The 16,609-nt window shown below is 72.9% G+C and carries 18 protein-coding genes and 1 pseudogene; 9 read left to right on the plus strand and 10 right to left on the minus strand.

The features are described 5' to 3' along the window. The first annotated feature begins 8 nt into the window (after positions 1–8). The 6 genes from AB0H57_RS03380 to AB0H57_RS03405 all read left to right on the plus strand — a co-directional run bounded on the left by AB0H57_RS03380 (position 9) and on the right by AB0H57_RS03405 (position 4,281). On the plus strand, positions 9–626 hold the full coding sequence (locus AB0H57_RS03380) for a helix-turn-helix transcriptional regulator (RefSeq protein ID WP_357502162.1): 618 nt from the start codon (positions 9–11) through the stop codon (positions 624–626). A gap of 2 nt (positions 627–628) precedes the next feature. After that, the gene (locus AB0H57_RS03385) at positions 629–1,276 is read left to right on the plus strand and encodes a hypothetical protein (RefSeq protein WP_357502164.1); all 648 of its coding nucleotides are present in this window, start codon (positions 629–631) and stop codon (positions 1,274–1,276) included. A 72-nt stretch (positions 1,277–1,348) separates the two neighbouring features. After that, a complete protein-coding gene (locus tag AB0H57_RS03390) occupies positions 1,349–1,663 on the plus strand; it encodes a DUF2516 family protein (RefSeq protein WP_357502166.1) in 315 nt (104 codons plus the stop codon). Continuing rightward, positions 1,660–2,547, plus strand: a complete 888-nt coding sequence (locus AB0H57_RS03395; RefSeq protein WP_357502168.1) for an alpha/beta hydrolase — start codon at positions 1,660–1,662, stop codon at positions 2,545–2,547. Before AB0H57_RS03390 ends, AB0H57_RS03395 begins: the two co-directional genes overlap by 4 nt. 11 nt (positions 2,548–2,558) lie before the next feature. After that, positions 2,559–3,296 carry an alanyl-tRNA editing protein gene (locus AB0H57_RS03400; protein WP_357502170.1) on the plus strand — a complete coding sequence of 246 codons (738 nt, stop codon included), beginning with the start codon at positions 2,559–2,561 and terminating at the stop codon, positions 3,294–3,296. Between the two features lie 67 nt (positions 3,297–3,363). Further along, positions 3,364–4,281: an SDR family oxidoreductase gene (locus tag AB0H57_RS03405; protein WP_357502171.1), complete on the plus strand. Its 918-nt coding sequence runs from the start codon at positions 3,364–3,366 to the stop codon at positions 4,279–4,281. A 56-nt stretch (positions 4,282–4,337) separates the two neighbouring features. Here AB0H57_RS03405 and AB0H57_RS03410 read toward each other — a convergent pair whose 3' ends face one another. After that, positions 4,338–5,333: a WYL domain-containing protein gene (locus tag AB0H57_RS03410; protein WP_357502172.1), complete on the minus strand. Its 996-nt coding sequence runs from the start codon at positions 5,331–5,333 to the stop codon at positions 4,338–4,340. Positions 5,334–5,441: 108 nt separating this feature from the next. Between AB0H57_RS03410 and AB0H57_RS03415 the strand changes: the two genes are divergently transcribed. Both AB0H57_RS03415 and AB0H57_RS03420 read left to right on the plus strand, forming a co-directional pair. Beyond that, the gene (locus tag AB0H57_RS03415; RefSeq protein WP_357502173.1) at positions 5,442–6,233 is read left to right on the plus strand and encodes an EI24 domain-containing protein; all 792 of its coding nucleotides are present in this window, start codon (positions 5,442–5,444) and stop codon (positions 6,231–6,233) included. Position 6,234: 1 nt separating this feature from the next. Next, positions 6,235–6,336, plus strand: a pseudogene (locus AB0H57_RS03420) (O-acetyl-ADP-ribose deacetylase); the annotation flags it as partial. A gap of 50 nt (positions 6,337–6,386) precedes the next feature. Here AB0H57_RS03420 and AB0H57_RS03425 read toward each other — a convergent pair. The 8 genes from AB0H57_RS03425 to AB0H57_RS03460 form a co-directional block, all read right to left on the minus strand. Then, positions 6,387–7,283, minus strand: a complete 897-nt coding sequence (locus tag AB0H57_RS03425; protein WP_357502174.1) for a GNAT family N-acetyltransferase — start codon at positions 7,281–7,283, stop codon at positions 6,387–6,389. Next, positions 7,284–7,697: a RidA family protein gene (locus AB0H57_RS03430; RefSeq protein ID WP_357502175.1), complete on the minus strand. Its 414-nt coding sequence runs from the start codon at positions 7,695–7,697 to the stop codon at positions 7,284–7,286. Between the two features lie 96 nt (positions 7,698–7,793). Then, the gene (locus tag AB0H57_RS03435) at positions 7,794–8,801 is read right to left on the minus strand and encodes a LacI family DNA-binding transcriptional regulator (RefSeq protein ID WP_357502177.1); all 1,008 of its coding nucleotides are present in this window, start codon (positions 8,799–8,801) and stop codon (positions 7,794–7,796) included. A gap of 19 nt (positions 8,802–8,820) precedes the next feature. Next, positions 8,821–10,209, minus strand: a complete 1,389-nt coding sequence (locus AB0H57_RS03440) for a GH1 family beta-glucosidase (protein WP_357502179.1) — start codon at positions 10,207–10,209, stop codon at positions 8,821–8,823. Further along, entirely contained in the window at positions 10,206–11,039 is an 834-nt protein-coding gene (locus AB0H57_RS03445; RefSeq protein WP_357502181.1) for a carbohydrate ABC transporter permease, read from the minus strand. Before AB0H57_RS03445 ends, AB0H57_RS03440 begins: the two co-directional genes overlap by 4 nt. Continuing rightward, a complete protein-coding gene (locus tag AB0H57_RS03450) occupies positions 11,039–12,028 on the minus strand; it encodes a sugar ABC transporter permease (protein ID WP_357502183.1) in 990 nt (329 codons plus the stop codon). Before AB0H57_RS03450 ends, AB0H57_RS03445 begins: the two co-directional genes overlap by 1 nt. A 71-nt stretch (positions 12,029–12,099) precedes the next feature. Further along, the gene (locus tag AB0H57_RS03455) at positions 12,100–13,407 is read right to left on the minus strand and encodes an extracellular solute-binding protein (RefSeq protein WP_357502185.1); all 1,308 of its coding nucleotides are present in this window, start codon (positions 13,405–13,407) and stop codon (positions 12,100–12,102) included. Positions 13,408–13,595: 188 nt separating this feature from the next. Next, positions 13,596–14,354 (minus strand): maleylpyruvate isomerase family mycothiol-dependent enzyme, encoded by a 759-nt coding sequence (locus tag AB0H57_RS03460; RefSeq protein ID WP_357502187.1) that lies wholly within the window; start codon positions 14,352–14,354, stop codon positions 13,596–13,598. A 71-nt stretch (positions 14,355–14,425) separates the two neighbouring features. Here AB0H57_RS03460 and AB0H57_RS03465 point away from each other — a divergent pair, with 71 nt between their 5' ends. Beyond that, positions 14,426–15,514 (plus strand): UDP-N-acetylmuramate dehydrogenase, encoded by a 1,089-nt coding sequence (locus AB0H57_RS03465; RefSeq protein WP_357502189.1) that lies wholly within the window; start codon positions 14,426–14,428, stop codon positions 15,512–15,514. A 117-nt stretch (positions 15,515–15,631) separates the two neighbouring features. Here the strand turns inward: AB0H57_RS03465 and AB0H57_RS03470 are convergent, their stop codons facing one another. Further along, positions 15,632–16,447, minus strand: coding sequence for a class I SAM-dependent methyltransferase (locus AB0H57_RS03470; RefSeq protein WP_357502191.1), 816 nt, complete (start codon positions 16,445–16,447; stop codon positions 15,632–15,634). Positions 16,448–16,609: the final 162 nt, after the last annotated feature.

A 16,609-nucleotide genomic window follows, 5' to 3' on the forward strand; every position in this document is an offset into this window, starting at 1 on the left:
GTGGAGTCATGGCCACCGGTAAGGACCTTCCCGACGTCGGCGGGTTCATTCGCGATCTGCGCCGCAACGCGAAGATCTCGCTCCGCCAGCTCGCCGACCAGGCGGGCGTCAGCAATCCGTACCTGAGCCAGATCGAACGCGGGCTGCGCAAGCCGAGCGCCGAGGTGCTCCAGCAACTGGCCAGCGCGCTGCGGGTCTCCACCCCGGCCATGTACCTGCGGGCCGGGCTGCTGGACGACAAGGAGGCCAAGGGCGTCCTCGCGGCGATCGCCGTGGACCCCGACCTCACCATGGCGCAGAAGCAGTCACTCACCCAGATCTACGAAACCTTCCGCCGGGAGAACGCCCGGCTGGCCGAGGCGACCTCGGCGGCTGAGCAGGCCGAGACCGCCACGGCTGCGCCGCCGCCGAGCGAGCCGGCGCAGCCCACCGGCGCCGCGGCCACCGTCACGCCGGCCGCCACCGGTCCCGCCACGCCTGAGGGCGCGCCCACCGAGGCCGTACTCGAGTCGGTGGCCGTGACCGAGGCGGGCCAGGCGCCCGCCCCCACCACCAGCAACCCCGCCAGGAAGGCCGCCCCGACGGCGGCCCCGGAGGCCGCACCGGCGGCCGAGGAGGAGAAGTAACCATGACCACCCAGCCGAAGACCAACCGCGTTCCGGCCCCGCTCTACGCCGCTGCCGGCGCCGGTGACCTGGCCCTGGAGCAGCTGCGCAAGCTCCCGGCCGTGTTCACCGAGTTCGGTGGCCGGGCCGTGGTGACCGGTGTCGAGCTGCGGCAGAAGGCCACCGAGACGCTGCGCACCGCCAACGAGACCGCGACCGGCCTGCGTGACAAGGCCACCCCGGCCGAGCTGCAGCGGCTGCGCGAGGCCGCCGACCTCAACCGGCTCCGCGAGGCCGCCGACCTGGACCGGCTGCGCGAGGCCGCCACCCGCAACGCCGCCGTCGTGTTCGCCGGCGCGCAGGCCGCGCAGGGCCGGGCGCTGGCCGCGTACGCCGAGCTGGTCGCCCGCGGCGAGCGGGTGGTCGGTGCCGGCGTGCTGGAGGCCGCCGAGACGGTGAACGCCGACATCGAGGCGACCGAGGCCCCGGCCGTCGCCGCGACCGCGCCCACCGAGGTCCCGAGCCCGGCCGAGGTGGCCGAGGTCGTCGAGGCCAAGCCGAAGGCCGTCCGGCCGCGGGCGCCGCGGGTCCCGAAGGCGACCGCCGCCAAGGCCACCCCCTCGGCGAAGCTGCCGAAGGCCACCAAGCGGACCCGCCCGGCCGCCGAGTAACGATCCACCCGCCCACGCCCCCGGTTGCGTCCTGTCGGACGGAGCCGGGGGCGTCGGCATACCATTGCCGGCATGGCCTACGCCGCGCCGATCTTCGTTTTCGACGTCCGCTACGTGATCGAACTGGTCCTGCTCGTCCTCGCGCTGATCATCCAGGGCGTCGCGCTGGTGCACGCCATCACCCAGCGGGCCGACGCCTTCCCGGCGATCGGCACCCTCCCCAAGGGCGGCTGGATCGCCATCCTCGCGGTGTGCATGGTGCTCACCCTGCTCGGCTTCGGCCCGATCAGCCTCTTCGGCCTGGTCGGCATCGCGGCCGGCCTGATCTACCTGCTGGACGTCCGGGTCGGGCTGCGCGACCTGCACGACGGCAAAGGGTTCTGGTGAGGGGTTTCCGCTGGCCGCCGCCACCGGACGGCGGGCCCCGCACCTGGGGCCCCGGGCCGGGAGGCCCGCGCACCGGGCGGCCGGCGCTGCCCGAGCCGGAGACCGAGCTGATCGCCACCCCGCACGGCGTACGGCTGGAGCGGCTCGTCACCGGCAGCGGTGACCCGGTGACCGTGTTCGCGCACGGGCTGGGCAACGGCATCGCCACCACCCGTCCGTTCGGCAGCGGGGTGACCGGCCGGAAGGTCTTCTTCCAGTTCCGCGGGCACGGCCGCTCCGACTCGCCACCGGGGCGGTGGAGCTACCTGGACCTCGCCCGCGACCTGCGGGCCGTGGCCGACCTCGGTGGCGCCACCCGGGCCTTCGGCGCCAGCCTCGGTGCCGGGGCGCTCTGCCGGCTGCTGTCGGAGAGCCCGGACCGCTTCGACAAACTGGTCTTCTTCCTGCCGGCGGCGCTCGCCACCCGGCGTGCTGAGGTGGCCCGCCGGCGGATCACCGACCTGCTGGACGCGGTGGCCGGCGGGGACGCGGCCGCGCTCGCCGACGTGGTCGCCGTCGAGCTGCCGCCCGCGGTGCGTAACACCCCGGCCGGCTGGGCGTACCTGCGCCAGCGGCTCGACCAGCTGCTCCGCGACGGGCTCGCCCCCGGCCTCGCCGGGCTGCCCGACCAGGTGCCGCTGACCGAGCCCGGGCAGCTGGCCGCGGTCACCGCGCCGGCCCTGGTGATCGGCTGCGCCGGCGACGAGCTGCACCCGGTGGGCGTCGCCGAGGAACTGGCCGCCGCGCTGCCCAACGCCACCCTGCACGTGTACGACCGTCCCGGGGTGCTCTGGTCCGAACGCGCCGACCTGCGGGGGCGGGTCGCCGGCTTCCTCAACGGGTAACGTGCGCTGTCATGGGCGTCACACACCACGGACGTACGCACCGCCTCGACCTCGCCGACCCCACGCTGCGCGAGTGGGAGTGCACCGTGCTGGCGGCCGACCCGGAGCAGGGCATCGTGCTGGACCGGTCGGCGTTCTACCCGGGCGGCGGCGGGCAGCCGCCGGACCACGGCGTGCTGCTCTGGCAGGGCGTACAGACCCGGATCGTCGGCACCCGCAAGGGCGACGACCTCTACCTGATCCCGGCCGAGGGTGATCCGCTGCCGCCCGCCGGCACCGCCGTCACCGGCGCGGTCGAGGACCAGCGGCGCAGCCTGCTGATGCGGACCCACTCCGGGCTGCACGTGCTCTGCGGGGTGGTGTTCCGGGACTTCGGCGCGCTGGTCACCGGCGGCAACATGGAGCCCGGCGAGGCCCGGATGGACTTCAACCTGCCCGAGGTGCCGCCGGACTTCAAGGCCCGGATCGAGGAGTTGGTCAACACCGAGGTGGCCGCCGACCTGTCGGTCGCGGTGCGAGTGTTGCCCCGGGACGAGGCGCTCGCCCTGCCGGACATCATCCGGACCCAGTCGAATCTGATCCCGGCGGACGAGCAGGAGGTCCGGATCGTCGACATCGTCGGGCTGGACGTGCAGGCCGACGGCGGCACCCACGTCGCCTCCACCGCGCAGATCGGCAAGGTGCAGGTGGTCAAGGTGGAGAGCAAGGGTCGGGCCAACCGCCGGGTCCGCCTCCGCCTCACCGACTGACAGGGCCGGCGAATCCGACCGGAAAACCTGACACAGGTTGTCAGCCTTCGTTGTCAGGCTCGGTCACATGACGACGAAACCGCTGACAGGGAAAATCGCACTGGTGGCCGGGGCGACCCGGGGCGCCGGCCGGCAGATCGCCGTCCAACTCGGCGCGGCCGGCGCGACGGTCTACGCCACCGGCCGCAGCACCCGGGCCAACCGCTCGGAGCTGGACCGGCCGGAGACCATCGAGGAGACCGCGGAGCTGGTCACCGCGGCCGGCGGCACCGGCATCGCGGTCGCCGTCGACCACCTGATCCCCGAGCAGGTCCGCGACCTGGTGGCCCGGATCGACGCCGAGCAGGGCCGGCTCGACGTGCTGGTCAACGACATCTGGGGCAGCGACCACCTGGTCACCTGGCACGAGCCGGTCTGGAAGCAGCCGCTGGACCGCGGCTTCCGGATCCTGGAACTGGCCGTGCACACCCATCTGATCACCAGCCATTTCGCGCTGCCCCTGCTGATCCGTAACCCGGGCGGGCTGGTGGTGGAGATCGGCGACGGGACGAAGGCGTACAACGACACCCACTATCGGCTGTCCGCCTTCTACGACCTGGCCAAGACCTGCGTGAACCGGCTCGGCTTCGTGCAGGCCGAGGAGCTGAAGCCGCACGACTGCACGGCGGTGGCCCTGACCCCGGGATGGCTGCGGTCGGAGACGATGCTGGAGCTCTTCGGCGTCACCGAGGAGAACTGGCGCGACGCCGTCAAGAAGCAGCCGGGCTTCGAGGTCTCCGAGACCCCGGCGTACGTGGGACGGGCGGTGGCCGCGCTGGCCGCCGACCCGGACCGGGCTCGGTGGAACGGCAGGTCGTTGGACAGCGGCGAGCTGGCCCAGGTGTACGGCTTCACCGACCTCGACGGCAGCCGGCCGCAGGGCTTCCGGTACATCGTGGAGGTGATCGAGGGCGGCCGGAAGGCCGACGTAGCCGAGTACCGCTGATCCGGCCTTCTCCGCACGGCAGGTGTCAAGCGGGGGCCCCGCTACAACAGAAAGCGTTAAGCGGGGGCCCCGCCTTGCTCCCCGGCGGTGTAGAGCGCGGCCGAGCGGAGGGCCGCCTCGGTGAGGAGTTTCCGCAGCTCGGGTGGGTCCAGCACCTCCGCCTCGGGGCCGAGGCCGAGCAGCATGCCGTACGCCACCGGCACGGATTCGACGGGCAGCCGGGTCACCACCCACCCCTGCCCGTCGGGCTCGCTGGCGGCGGCCACCGCCTCCTCGTACGCGAGCGGGGACCCGGCCACGCCCCGCAGCGCGCGCAGCCCCGCCTGGCTCAACCGGACGGTGACCCGCTCGGGCTGCAGTTGCCGGAGGAACGCCTCGGCCTGCTCCCGCCAGTGCCCGGCCAGGTCGAACTGCTCGTCCCGGTCGAAGGTCTCCTCGCCCGCCTCGACCCCTACCACCCGGTCCACCCGGTAGGTCCGGGTCGCCCCGCCGACCCGGCCCACCAGGTACCAGGTCCCGTTCTTGAGCACCAGCCCGTACGGCTCGACCCGGCGGACCACCTCGCGCTCCCCGCGCCGGTAGCGCAGGTCCACCACCCGGTCCCGCCAGACCGCCCGGGCCAGCTCGGCCAGCCACGGCGGCGGGGTCGACTCCCGGAACCAGCCCGGCACGTCCAGGTGGAACCGTTGCCCGGTCCGGGCCGGGGCGTCCCGCAACCCGGGCGGCAGCGCGGCGAGCACCTTCAGCTCGGCGGCGGCCACCGCGTCGGCCAGCCCCATCTCCCCGGCGGGGCCGGGCAACCCGGTCAGGAAGAGCGCCTCCGCCTCGTCCCGGGTCAGCCCGGTCAGCCGGGTCCGGTAGCCGCCGAGCAGCCGGTAGCCGCCGGCGCGGCCCCGGTCGGCGTACACCGGGATGCCGGCGGCGGAGAGCGCCAGCACGTCCCGGTAGACGGTCCGCTCGGAGACCTCCAGCTCGTGGGCCAGTTCGGCCGCGGTCATGGTCGCGCGCGACTGCAACAGCAGCAGCAGGGAGATCAGTCGAGACGCCCGCACCCGCCCATTGTGCAAGGAGGGGCCCCCGGTTGACGCCTCCGGTAGAGGAAGGGCCCCCGGTCAACACCTCCCGGGTAGACGTGCCCGGGACCGTTAGGCTCGGCGGTCGTGAACGCACCCCGCTCCGTCGCGCCGGTGGCCGGCGCCGCCGGCCGCTTCCTCGCCGGCGCCGGCCTGCTGCTGCGCGGCCTGGCCCTGTACGTCCGCAGCCCCGGCCTGATGCTGCTCGGCGTCGTCCCGGCGTTGATCTCCGGCGCGCTGTTCCTGGGCGCGCTTGGCGCCCTGGTGTACTTCGTGGACGATCTGGCGGCCTGGGCCACCCCGTTCGCCGACGACTGGTCGACCACCCTGCGTGGCGCGGTCCGGGTGGTGGCCGGGCTGGCCTTCCTCGGCGTCGGCGGGCTGCTCGGGGTACTCACCTTCACCGCGGTCACGCTGGCCCTCGGGGACCCGTTCTACGAGAAGATCTCCGAGCGGGTGGAGGAGCGCCTCGGTGGCACCCCCGGTGCGGTCGAGGTGCCCTTTTGGCCGTCGCTGCGCCGCAGCGTGGCCGACTCGCTGCGGCTGATCGGCCTCTCCGTGCTGGTCGGCGTCCCGCTCTTCGCCGCCGGGTTCATCCCGGTGATCGGCCAGACCGTGGTGCCGGTGGTCGGCGGCGCGGTGGGTGGCTGGCTGCTCGCCCTGGAACTGGTCGGCTCGCCCTTCTCCCGCCGTGGGCTGCGGCTGCCCGACCGGCGGGCGGCCCTCAAGGCGGACCGCCCGACCGCGCTCGGCTTCGGCGTGGCGGTTTTCGTCTGCTTCCTGATCCCGCTCGGCGCGGTGCTGATCATGCCGGCCGCCGTCGCGGGCGCCACCCTGCTGACCCGTCGCTCGTTGGGCCAACACACCGAGGAGCGCTGACATGGAGATCACCCTGGTCGAGGGGGACATCACCGCCCAGCCGGTCGACGTGGTGGTGAACGCGGCCAACTCGTCGCTGCTCGGCGGCAGTGGTGTCAGCGGCGGTGGCCGGCCCGAAGGCCCGGCGGCAGCCCGGCCCGGCCCGCCGCACAGTCAGGTCAGCTCGCGCAGGCAGCTCCACTGGGACGCCACCGGCCGGTAGCCGAGCCGGGCGTTGACCGCCAGCATCGGCCGATTCGCCTCGTCGTTCGAGGTGTACGCCACGGTGACCCCGCCGGCGGCGGCCCGGTGCAGGGCGGCCCGCTTGGCCAGCCCGGCCAGGCCGCGCCCCCGGTACGCCGGGATGGTGCCGGTGAACGCCGACCACATCCGCTCACCGTCCCGCTTGACCAGGCTGACCACGGCCGGCGTGCCGTCGACCTCCAGCAGCGTGCTGGCGTGCCGGTCCAGCCCCGGGTTGTCCCAGACCTCGTACCGCCAGATGTCGTAGCCCATGGCGTCGGTCGGGACGTCGCCCGGCTCGTCCAGCGACGCCGCGGCGTCCACCTGGTAGACCAGGCGCGGGTCCACCTCGTCGGCCGACCGCAGGTGCACCCCCGGCGGCGGCTGCGGCAGCGGCGGGGCCGGTCGCAGGTCGAGCGCCGAGTAGCGCAGCTCCCGGCTGGGCGTGAAGCCGTGCCGGCGGGCGAACGGCAGCGAATCCGGCTGCGACCAGGTCAGCACCCGCCGCACGCGGAGGGTCCGCAGGTGGTCCAGCGCCGCGGCCAGCAGCCCGGTGCCGAGGCCGCGACCGCGGTGTTCCGGGTGTACGTGCAGGGTGGAGACCTCCCCGAAGTCCGGCTCGGAGGTCTGGCTGTTCCGGTACGCCGACGCCCAGCCGACCACCCGGCCGTCGGCCTCGGCCACCCAGGCGGTCCAGTCCTCCCCGGGCGGCGGATTGGCGATCATGTGCCGGGTCGAGTCGACCCCGCGCACCAGGTACGGGTGCACCAGGGCGCGCAGCGCGACCACCTCGGCGGCGTCCGCCGGCAGGCAGGTCCGGATCCGCACTCAGCCCACCTCCCGGACGGCGGCGACCGCCTCCACCTCGACGAGCTGGTCGGGGTAGCCGAGCACCGCCACGCCGAGCAGCGTGCTGGGCGGGTGGTGGTCGCCGAAGGCGTCGCGTACCACCTGCCAGACGGTCACCAGGTCGGGCCGGTGGGCCGACGCGACGTACACGGTGGTCTTGACGACGTCGGCGAGGCCCGCGCCGGCCGCGGCCAGCGCGACCTCCAGGTTCGCCAGCACCTGCCGGGCCTGGCCGGCGAAGTCGCCGGGGGCGACGGTACGGCCAGCGGCGTCGAGCGGGCAGGCGCCGGCGGTGAAGACCAGCCGGGCCGGCGGGTCGACCGTGGCGGCGTACGCGTACTGGGCGGTGTCGGAGAGTTCGGGCACCGGAACCAGCCGGCCGGATGTGGTCATCCGGGGACGGTAGCGCCGGGCGGCTCGATCACGCGAGCTGTTAACAGGGGCCCCCGGCTATACCGAATGCGTTGAGCGGGGGCCCCTCCTTACCCCTCAGGCGGAGCCGCGGACCACCAGTTCCGTGGGGAGGATGACGGTCTCCTCGATCGGCTCGCCGGCCGCCATCCGGAGCAGCTGGCGGGTCATCGCCCGGCCCAGCTCCACGATGTCCCAGCGGACGGTGGTCAAGGGCGGTTCGGTGTACGCGGCCGTCTCGATGTCGTCGAAGCCGACCACCGCGACGTCCGCCGGCACCCGCCGCCCCGCCCCGTGCAGCGTGCGCAGGGCGGCGTGCGCCATCAGGTCGGAGGCGGCGAAGACCGCGTCCAGGTCGGGGTGCTCGGCGAGCAGCTGGTGCATCGCCGCGGCCCCCGACTCCCGGGTGAAGTCGCCGTACGCGATCAGCTCCGGCAGCCCGGCCGCAGCGACCGCCTCCCGGTAGCCGGTGAGCCGCTCGATGGCCGCGACCATGTCCTGCGGGCCGGCGATGGTGGCGATCCGCCGCCGGCCGCCGTCGATCAGGTGGCGCACCGCCCGGGTCACCCCGCCGACGTTGTCCACGTCGACGTACGGCACCTCGGCGCCGCCCAGCGGGCGGCCGGCGCAGACCACCGGGATGCCGAGCCGGGACAGCGTGCCGGGCAGCGGGTCCTCGCCGTGCAGCGAGGCGAAGAGCACCCCGTCGACGTGCCGGCCGGTGGTGTACCGCTCGACCCGTTCGTGCCCGGCCGCCGACCCGGCCAGCATCAGCACCAGCTGCTTGTCGGCCGCCTCCAGCTCCTGGCTCACCCCGCGGATGATCCCCGGGAACACCTGGTCGTCGGAGAAGACCCGGGTGGCCTCCTCGGGCATGACCAGGGCCACCGAGTCGGTCCGCTGGGTGACCAGGCTGCGGGCGGCGAGGTTGGGCACGTACCCCAACTCGGCGACCGCCCGGTGCACCGCCTCGCGGATCGGCACGGCGACCGTGGTCGAGCCGTTCACCACCCGGGACACGGTGGCCCGGGACACCCCGGCCAGCCGGGCCACCGCCTCCAGGGTCGGTCGCTGTGCGGTCGTCATCCCCGTTACCACCACCTCGTCACAGCCCGTTCCGGGCGATCACCTCCTGGTACCAGCGGGCGCTCTCCTTCGGTGTGCGCCGCTGGGTCAGGTAGTCGACGTGGACGATCCCGAACCGCTTGCGGTAACCCTCGGCCCATTCGAAGTTGTCCAGGAACGACCATACGAGATAACCGCGCAGGTCCACCCCTCGGGCGATGGCCGCGTGCGCCGCCCGCAGATGCCCGTCGAGGTACGCCACCCGGTCGCTGTCGGCCACCCAGCCGGTGCCGTCCGGGCCCTCCTCGCCCGCCTTGTCGGGGAACGCCGCGCCGTTCTCGGTGATGATCAACGGCAACCCCGGGTAGTCGGTGGCGATCCGTTCCAGCAGCCGGGTCAGCGACGCCGGCTCGATCATCCAGCCCATGTCGGTCAGCGGGCCCACCGGCGGCAGGAACTCCACCGATCCCTCGGTGCCCGGCCACGCGCTGCCGCCCGCCGCGCCGGCCCGACCGGCGACGTAGGTCGGCGCGTAGAAGTTGACCCCGAGCAGGTCGATCGGCGCCGCGATGGTCTTCTCGTCGCCGTCCCGGATGAAGTCCGGCTCGACCATCCGGGAGACGTGTTCCAGCACGTCCGCCGGGTACCCGGCGCCGGTCAGCGGGTCCAGGAAGATCCGGTTGTGCAGGCCGTCGACCAGGCGTACCGCGGCGGCGTCCGCCGCGCTGTGCGGGTCCGCGGGCCGGACGTCCGCCGGGTTCAGGGTGATCCCGACGACCTCCGCGCCGGCCGCGCGCAGCGCCCGGGCGGCCAGGCCGTGCCCCAACAACAGATGGTGTACGGCCCGGAAGGCCGCCCCCGGGTCCCGCTCGCCGGGGGCGTGCAGCCCGTTGCCGTATCCCAGGTAGGCCGAGCACCACGGCTCGTTGAGCGTGGTCCAGGTGCGGATCCGGTCGCCGAGCCGGGAGTGCACGGCGACCGCGTAGTCGGCGAGGTGCGCGGCGGTGTCCCGGCTGGTCCAGCCCCCGGTGTCCTGGAGGCTCTGCGGCAGGTCCCAGTGGTAGAGCGTGACGATCGGGTCGATGCCCCGCTGCAGCAGCGCGTCGGTGAGCCGGTCGTAGAAGTCCAGCCCGCGCGGGTTGACCGGGCCGGTGCCGTCGGGCCGGATCCGCGGCCAGGCCACCGAGAACCGGTACGCCCGCAGCCCCAGGTCGGCCATCAGCGCCACGTCGTCGGCGTACCGGTGGTAGTGGTCGCAGGCGACGTCGCCGGTGTGCCCCTGGAACACCCGTCCCGGCGTACGGCTGAAGGTGTCCCAGATCGACGGGCCGCGGCCGTCCTCGGTGGCCGCGCCCTCGATCTGGTACGCCGCGGTCGCCGCCCCCCAGACGAAGCCCTCCGGAAACCGCAGCTCGCTCCTCGCGCTCATGCTTTCACCGCACCTTCCATGATGCCCCCGATGATCTGGCGGCCGAACACGATGAACACCAGCAGCAGGGGCAGGGTGGCGATCGCCGTCCCGGTGAACACCTGCGACATGTCCTGGTAGTAGCCGTCCGACAGGGCCCGCAGCGACAGCTGCACGGTCGGGTTCTCCGGGTCGTTGAGCACCGCGTACGGCCAGAGGAAGTCGTTCCAGGTGGTCATGAAGGTGAGCAGGCCGAGCACCGCGGCGGCGGGACGCAGCGCGGGCAGCACCACGTTCCAGTAGATCCGGGCGCTGTTGCAACCGTCCATCCGGGCGGCCTCGATGAGTTCGGTGCTCACCGCCTGGCCGGCGTACTGGCGCATGAGGAACACACCGAAGCCGGTGACCAGGGCCGGCACGATCACCGCCGGGAGCCGGTCGTTCCAGTTCAGCTTGGTCATCAGCAGGTACAGCGGGATGATGCCGAGCTGGGTCGGCACCATCATGGTCGCGATGATCACCAGCAGCAGCGCGTTGCGCCCCCGGAAGCGCAGCTTGGCGAAGGCGAACCCGGCCAGGGTGGAGAAGAACACCACCGACACGGTGACCGTGGTCGCCACGATCGCCGAGTTGATCAGACCGGTCAGGAAGTACGCGTCGGTGTTGTCGAAGAGCTGGGCGATGTTCGCGCCCAGGTTGCCGCCCGGGGTGACCGGTGGTGGCACCTGGCCCATCGCGTCGCTGGTCCGGCTGGCCACCACGAACATCCAGTAGATCGGGAAGATCGACAGGACGGCGGTGAGGACCAGGGCCAGGTAGGTGAGTCGGCCGGCCGACCAGATCCGGGACATCAGGCGTCCTCCTTCAGGCCGCCGCCACCGCCGAGCCGGCGCAGCAGCAGTACGTTGACGGCGGCGACCACCGCGATCAGCGCGAAGAGCAACCAGGCGACGGCCGAGCCGTACCCGAAGTTGTAGTTCGGGGCGAAGGCGTTCTCGAACATGTACATGGTCACCGTCTGTGATTCCCGCAGGCTGCCGCCCCGGATCGGATTGGTGCCGGAGTGGAACATCCGTGGCTCGGTGAAGAGCTGAAGGCCACCGATGGTGGAGATGATGACCGCGAAGATGATGGTCGGCTTGAGCAGTGGCACGGTGATCGACCAGAACTGCCGCGACCGGCTCGCGCCGTCGATGGAGGCGGACTCGTACAGGTCGCGCGGGATGGCCTGCATGGCGGCCAGGAAGATCAGCGCGTTGTAGCCGGTCCACCGCCAGTCGACCATGGTGGAGATCGCCACCCAGGAGGCGATCCGGTTCGCCTTCCAGTTGATCGCGTCGATGCCGACGTGGTCGAGCAGCCAGTTGATCATGCCGAACTCGCGGCCGAAGAGCACCCCGAAGACGATGGCCACCGCGGCGGTCGAGGTGACGTTCGGGACCAGCACCGCCATCCGCCAGCCGGTCCGCGCCCGCAGCCGGCGGTTGAGCAGGTTGGCCAGCCAGAGCGCGAGGAGCAGTTGCGGGACGGTGGAGATGACGAAGATGCCGAGGGTGTTGACCACCGCGTGCCAGAAGTCGGGGTCGCCCATCAGCGCGGTGTAGTTGTCCAGCCCGATGAACCCGGGGCTGGTGCCGAGCAGGTCCCAGTCGTGCAGCGAGACCCAGAAGGTGTAGATCAGGGGGTAGAGCCCGAAGACGCCGAAGAGCAGGAAGAACGGCGCGACGTACAGGTAGGGCGAGTACTTCGTGTCGAACCGGCTGAGCCGGTGCCCCCGGCGGGGGCGGGCGGTGCCGGGCGTCGGTGCGACCGGCGGGCGGGCATCGAGCTGGACGGCCATGGCCCGGGACTCCTTTCCGCCGTGCGGGCGGCACCGGAGTGTCCGGGACCGCCCGCACGGATGGCATCGGGCTACTTGGCGGCGGCCTTCTTCGCGTTTCCGACCGCGTCGTTCCAGCCCTGCTCGGGGCTGCGCTGCCCCAGCTCGACGGTGCGCACGGCGTTCTCCACCTCGGTCCGGACGGCCTGGTTCTTCGGCCCCATGTAGACCGGCTTCAGGCTCTTGGCGCCCTCGGCGAAGATCTTGCCGACCGGAGCGTCGGAGAAGTACGCGTTGGTCGAGTCGACGATCGCCGGGTCCTCGAGCGCCTGCGGCGAGGAGGGCAGCGGGCCCTTGGCCTTGAACGCGCCGATCTGGCCCTTGGCGCTGGTCAGGAACTTGGCCAGCTCGATCGCCTCGGCCCGGTGCTTGCTCTGCTTGGGCACGGCCAGGAAGGAGCCGCCCCAGTTGCCGCCGTCGCCGGGGACGTCGGCGACGTCCCACTTGCCCTTGGCGCCCGGGCCGGCGTTGCCCTCGATGACGCCGGTCAGCCAGGCCGGGCAGGCGATGGTGGCGAACTTCGACTGCTTGAACGCGGAGACCCACTCCTCCGACCAGGAGCCGTACTTGCCGGAGAGGCCGGAGTCGATGATGTCCATTGTGGTGTCGTACGCCTGCCGGACCGCCGGGTTGCTGTCCACGACCAGCTTGTCGGCGGTGTCGTAGTAGCTGTAGCCGGTGGTGTTGCCGGCGGTCTGGAGCAGCACGGTGTTGAAGGTGTTCGTCGCCCCGTCCAGGAACGACGCCCCGGTGTTCTTCGCCTTGAACTGCTCACCGACCTTGATGTAGTCCTGCCAGGTCGGCCAGAGCTTGCCGACCTCGTCCCGCTCGGTGGGCAGGCCGGCCTTGGCGAACAGGTCCTTGCGATAGCACATCGCCATGCCGCCGACGTCGGTGCCGAGCCCGATGAGCTGCTTGCCGTCGGCGGTCAGGCCCTGGTTCCACTTCCACTCCAGGAAGTTGCCCTTGAGGTCGGCGGCGCCGTGGTCGAGCAGGTTGACGAAGTTCTGCGGGTTGGCCTTGTACTCGACGAGCAGGCCCTCCTCGATGGCGACGACGTCGCCGGCGCCCTTGCCCGCGGCCAGCCACTGGGTGAGCTTCGGCGAGTACTCGTCGAGGTTGCTGCCGGTGCCCCGCTCGACGATCTTCACGTCGGGGTGGGCGGCCATGTACTCCTTGTAGAGCTCGTCGTAGCCGAACTGGCCGAACACGTCCACGGTCAGGGTGACCGGTCCGCCCTCGGCGGGATCGTCACCCCCGCCGCAGGCGGCGGTGGCGAGCAGGGTGCCGGCGGCGACGAGAGCGACCGCCGCGAGGCGACGGCGCGAAAAGGTAGCCATCTCTTATCTGACCCCTCTAGGTCGACGGGTGGTGGAGTGGGTCCACGAACTGAGAGAGCGCTCTCACGAAAGGGTGGCCGCTGCCCCGACTCCTGTCAAGAGAGCGCTCTCAGACCGTTACCAAAAGCGCGAGGGCCGCCCTCCGCCGGGGAGGGCCGCCCTCGATGGCGGCGGGGTGGCGGGCCGGGTCAGGCGCCGACCCGGAGGCCGTCCAGCAGTCCCCGGTCGCCGGCGACCACCAGGTTGTCGAAGCTGACCCGTCCCATCAGGGCGAGCAGCAGGTCGCTCGCCGTGCCGGTGACCTGGGCGCGGGCGTGATGGTCGTCGTGATCGAGGATGGTGGCGGTGTCCAGCAGGGCAATGCCCTCGCCCCGCAGCCGCAGGTACCAGTGCTGGGCGGCGTCCGTGGCGATCAGCTGCACCACCCCGTGCCACTGGCCGGGCGTGACCCGCCGGCCGGCCGGCAGCCAGGTGTCCAGCACCTCGCTCACCCCGTCCGCCGCGAGCTTGGCCTCGATCGGCTCGCCGGCCGCGATGGCGAGCTGGGCGTCCCAGCGGTGCACGGCGGTCTCGTGCGCCATCCGGCGCGGCCAGAACGCCGCCTTCTTCGGCTGCGGCGCGAAGTTCCACGCCGGGGCCTCCGGGTCGATCCCCTCGAAGATCCTGATGAGCTGGTCGAACTCCCGCTGGTACCACTGCGCCGGGGTCAGCCCGGCCGGCGGCTCCGGGTCATGCCGCTCGGGCCGGGTGGCGGATCCGGCGGTGACCGCCGTACGGGCCCAGACGTAGGCCCGGGTGAGATGGTGGGCGAGATCGGTCACGGTCCAGCCGGGGCAGGAGAGCACGGGTGTCTCGGGCGGCGCCTCGGCGACGGCGGCGGCGAAGGCGGGGCCCTCCGACCGGAGTGCGCCGATCCAGAAGTCCTTGGTGCCGTGCAGTCTGCTCATGCAATCCTCCCCGGGGGTGACCGAGCCACCAGACGGTTGCCGCGGCTACCCCTCAGCCTAGGGTGAAAGGCGTGTCAGACGTCTACGCCCATCCGTCAACCGACGCCCAGCCGGCCGCCGACCTGCTGGCCGGTTACACCACCCTGCGCCTCGGTGGCCCCGCGGGCCGGCTGGTGACCGCCGTCAGTGCCGAGGAAATCGTACAAAAGGTGCAGCAGGCGCAGCTACAGGGCGAGCCTGTCCTCGTCCTCGCGGGCGGCAGCAACGTGGTGATCGGGGATCAGGGCTTCCCCGGCACCGTGGTGCTGGTCCGCTCGCGCGGGCTGCGGGTGCTCACCGAGGACGCCGACACGGTGACCGTACGGGTCGAGGCCGGCGAGCCGTGGGACGACTTCGTCGCCGCCACCGTCGCCAACGGCTGGTCCGGCGTGGAGTGCCTCTCCGGCATCCCCGGCTCGGCGGGCGCCACCCCGATCCAGAACGTCGGCGCGTACGGCCAGGAGGTGGCCGAGACGATCACCGGCGTCCAGGTGTACGACCGCACCGACGGCAGCGTCGGCCAGGTCGACGCGGCGGACTGCGGCTTCGCGTACCGGTCCAGCATCTTCAAGTACAGCGACCGCTGGGTGGTGCTCTCGGTCGACTTCCGGCTGGCCCGCTCGCCGCTGTCCGGCCCGGTCCGCTACGCCGAGCTGGCCCGGTCGCTCGGCGTCGAGGTCGGCGGCCGGGTGCCGCTGGCGGACGCCCGGTCCACGGTGCTGCGGCTGCGCGCCGGCAAGGGCATGGTGCTGGACGCGGACGACCCGGACACCTGGTCGGTTGGGTCGTTCTTCACCAACCCGGTGCTCGACCGGGAGGCGTACGAGCTGCTCCGCGAGCGGGCCGCCGACCTCGGCGAACCACCCTCCTGGCCGTGCCCGGGCGACATGGTCAAGGTCAGCGCCGCCTGGCTGATCGACAAGGCCGGTTTCGCCAAGGGGCACCCGGGTCCCGAGGGCACCGCCATCTCCAGCAAGCACACCCTCGCCCTGACCAACCGCGCCGGCGGCACCAGCACCGCCGCCCTGGTGGGGCTCGCCCGGGAGATCCGCGACGGCGTCCACTCCCGCTTCGGCATCCCCCTGCACCCCGAACCCGTCCTGATCAACTGCACCCTCTGATCCCCACCCCCACCCCCGCCCGGTTCCCGCGCTACCGCCCGTTGACCAAGGGGTTTGCGTCAGGATTCGGCCGGCCGGTTGACGCAAACTCCTTGATCAACAGAGTCGAGGGGGGAGTCAGGGGTGGGTGGGGGCGATGGTGGGCCAGGGGAGGGTCAGGGTGCCCTGGCGCCAGTGGCGGGGGCGGCCCAGGACGGGCCAGCCGGATTGGCGGACCGCGGTGACCGTGCGGGTCCAGCGCTCGCGGGGACCGAACGGGGCGTAGCCGGCTGCCGCCTGCCAGGCGTCCTCCAAGGCGCGGATCAGGTCGTGGATCCGCTCGCCGGGGACGTTGCGGTGGATCAGCGCCTTGGGCAGCCGCTCGGCGAGCTGGGCCGGGCTGGACAGGGTGGTCGGCCTCGCGGCCAGGGTGAGCGTACGGGGGCCGCCCGCGTCCAGCAGCACCCAGCCGCCCAGCCGCCCCAGCTCGTCGCAGGTGCCCTCGACCAGCAGCCCGCCCGGGGCGAGCCGCTCCGTCACCGTGCGCCAGGCCCCCGCGACCTCGCTCTCGTCGTACTGGCGCAGCACGTTGAACGCGCGGACCAGGGCGGGACGGAGCCCGGCCAGCTCGAACCCGCCCCGGGCGAAGGTGAGCCACGGCGGGTCGGCGGCCGGCTCGGCGGCGGCCACGCGTACCGGATCGATCTCCAGCCCGACCACCCGCACGTCGGGGCGTACCCGCGCGGCCAGCCGGGCACGCAGCTCGACCGGGGTGACCGGGGTGGCGCCGTAGCCCAGGTCGACCACCAGCGGGTCGGCGGCGGCGCGCAGCGCGTCGCCGCAGGTCTCGACGATCCAGTTGTCGACCCGCCGGAGCCGGTTGGGGTTCGTCGTCCCCCGGGTGATCACCCCGAGCGGACGCCGGGCCCCCGGACGCGGGGCCGGGTGGGTCACTGTGCCGGCTCCCGTTCGCGACTGCGGGGCTCGCAGGCCCGGCTCACTCCTCGCGCTTCACTGTGTCGGCTCCCGTTCGCGACTGCGGGGCTCGCAGGCCCGGCTCACTCCTCGCGCTTCACTGTGTCGGCTCCCGTTCGCGACTGCGGGGCTCGCAGGCCC

The sequence above is a fragment of the Micromonospora sp. NPDC050686 genome (genome assembly GCF_040654475.1).
GTDB lineage: Bacteria > Actinomycetota > Actinomycetes > Mycobacteriales > Micromonosporaceae > Micromonospora.

Excerpts from the sequence above, each read along its gene's own strand:
- AB0H57_RS03380 (WP_357502162.1), top strand. The coding sequence starts at position 9 with ATGGCCACCGGTAAGGACCTTCCCGACGTCGGCGGGTTCATTCGCGAT.
- AB0H57_RS03385 (WP_357502164.1), top strand. The coding sequence starts at position 629 with ATGACCACCCAGCCGAAGACCAACCGCGTTCCGGCCCCGCTCTACGCC.
- AB0H57_RS03390 (WP_357502166.1), top strand. The coding sequence starts at position 1,349 with ATGGCCTACGCCGCGCCGATCTTCGTTTTCGACGTCCGCTACGTGATC.
- AB0H57_RS03400 (WP_357502170.1), top strand. The coding sequence starts at position 2,559 with ATGGGCGTCACACACCACGGACGTACGCACCGCCTCGACCTCGCCGAC.
- AB0H57_RS03405 (WP_357502171.1), top strand. The coding sequence starts at position 3,364 with ATGACGACGAAACCGCTGACAGGGAAAATCGCACTGGTGGCCGGGGCG.
- AB0H57_RS03430 (WP_357502175.1), bottom strand. The coding sequence starts at position 7,697 with ATGACCACATCCGGCCGGCTGGTTCCGGTGCCCGAACTCTCCGACACC.
- AB0H57_RS03435 (WP_357502177.1), bottom strand. The coding sequence starts at position 8,801 with ATGACGACCGCACAGCGACCGACCCTGGAGGCGGTGGCCCGGCTGGCC.
- AB0H57_RS03440 (WP_357502179.1), bottom strand. The coding sequence starts at position 10,209 with ATGAGCGCGAGGAGCGAGCTGCGGTTTCCGGAGGGCTTCGTCTGGGGG.
- AB0H57_RS03445 (WP_357502181.1), bottom strand. The coding sequence starts at position 11,039 with ATGTCCCGGATCTGGTCGGCCGGCCGACTCACCTACCTGGCCCTGGTC.
- AB0H57_RS03450 (WP_357502183.1), bottom strand. The coding sequence starts at position 12,028 with ATGGCCGTCCAGCTCGATGCCCGCCCGCCGGTCGCACCGACGCCCGGC.
- AB0H57_RS03455 (WP_357502185.1), bottom strand. The coding sequence starts at position 13,407 with ATGGCTACCTTTTCGCGCCGTCGCCTCGCGGCGGTCGCTCTCGTCGCC.
- AB0H57_RS03460 (WP_357502187.1), bottom strand. The coding sequence starts at position 14,354 with ATGAGCAGACTGCACGGCACCAAGGACTTCTGGATCGGCGCACTCCGG.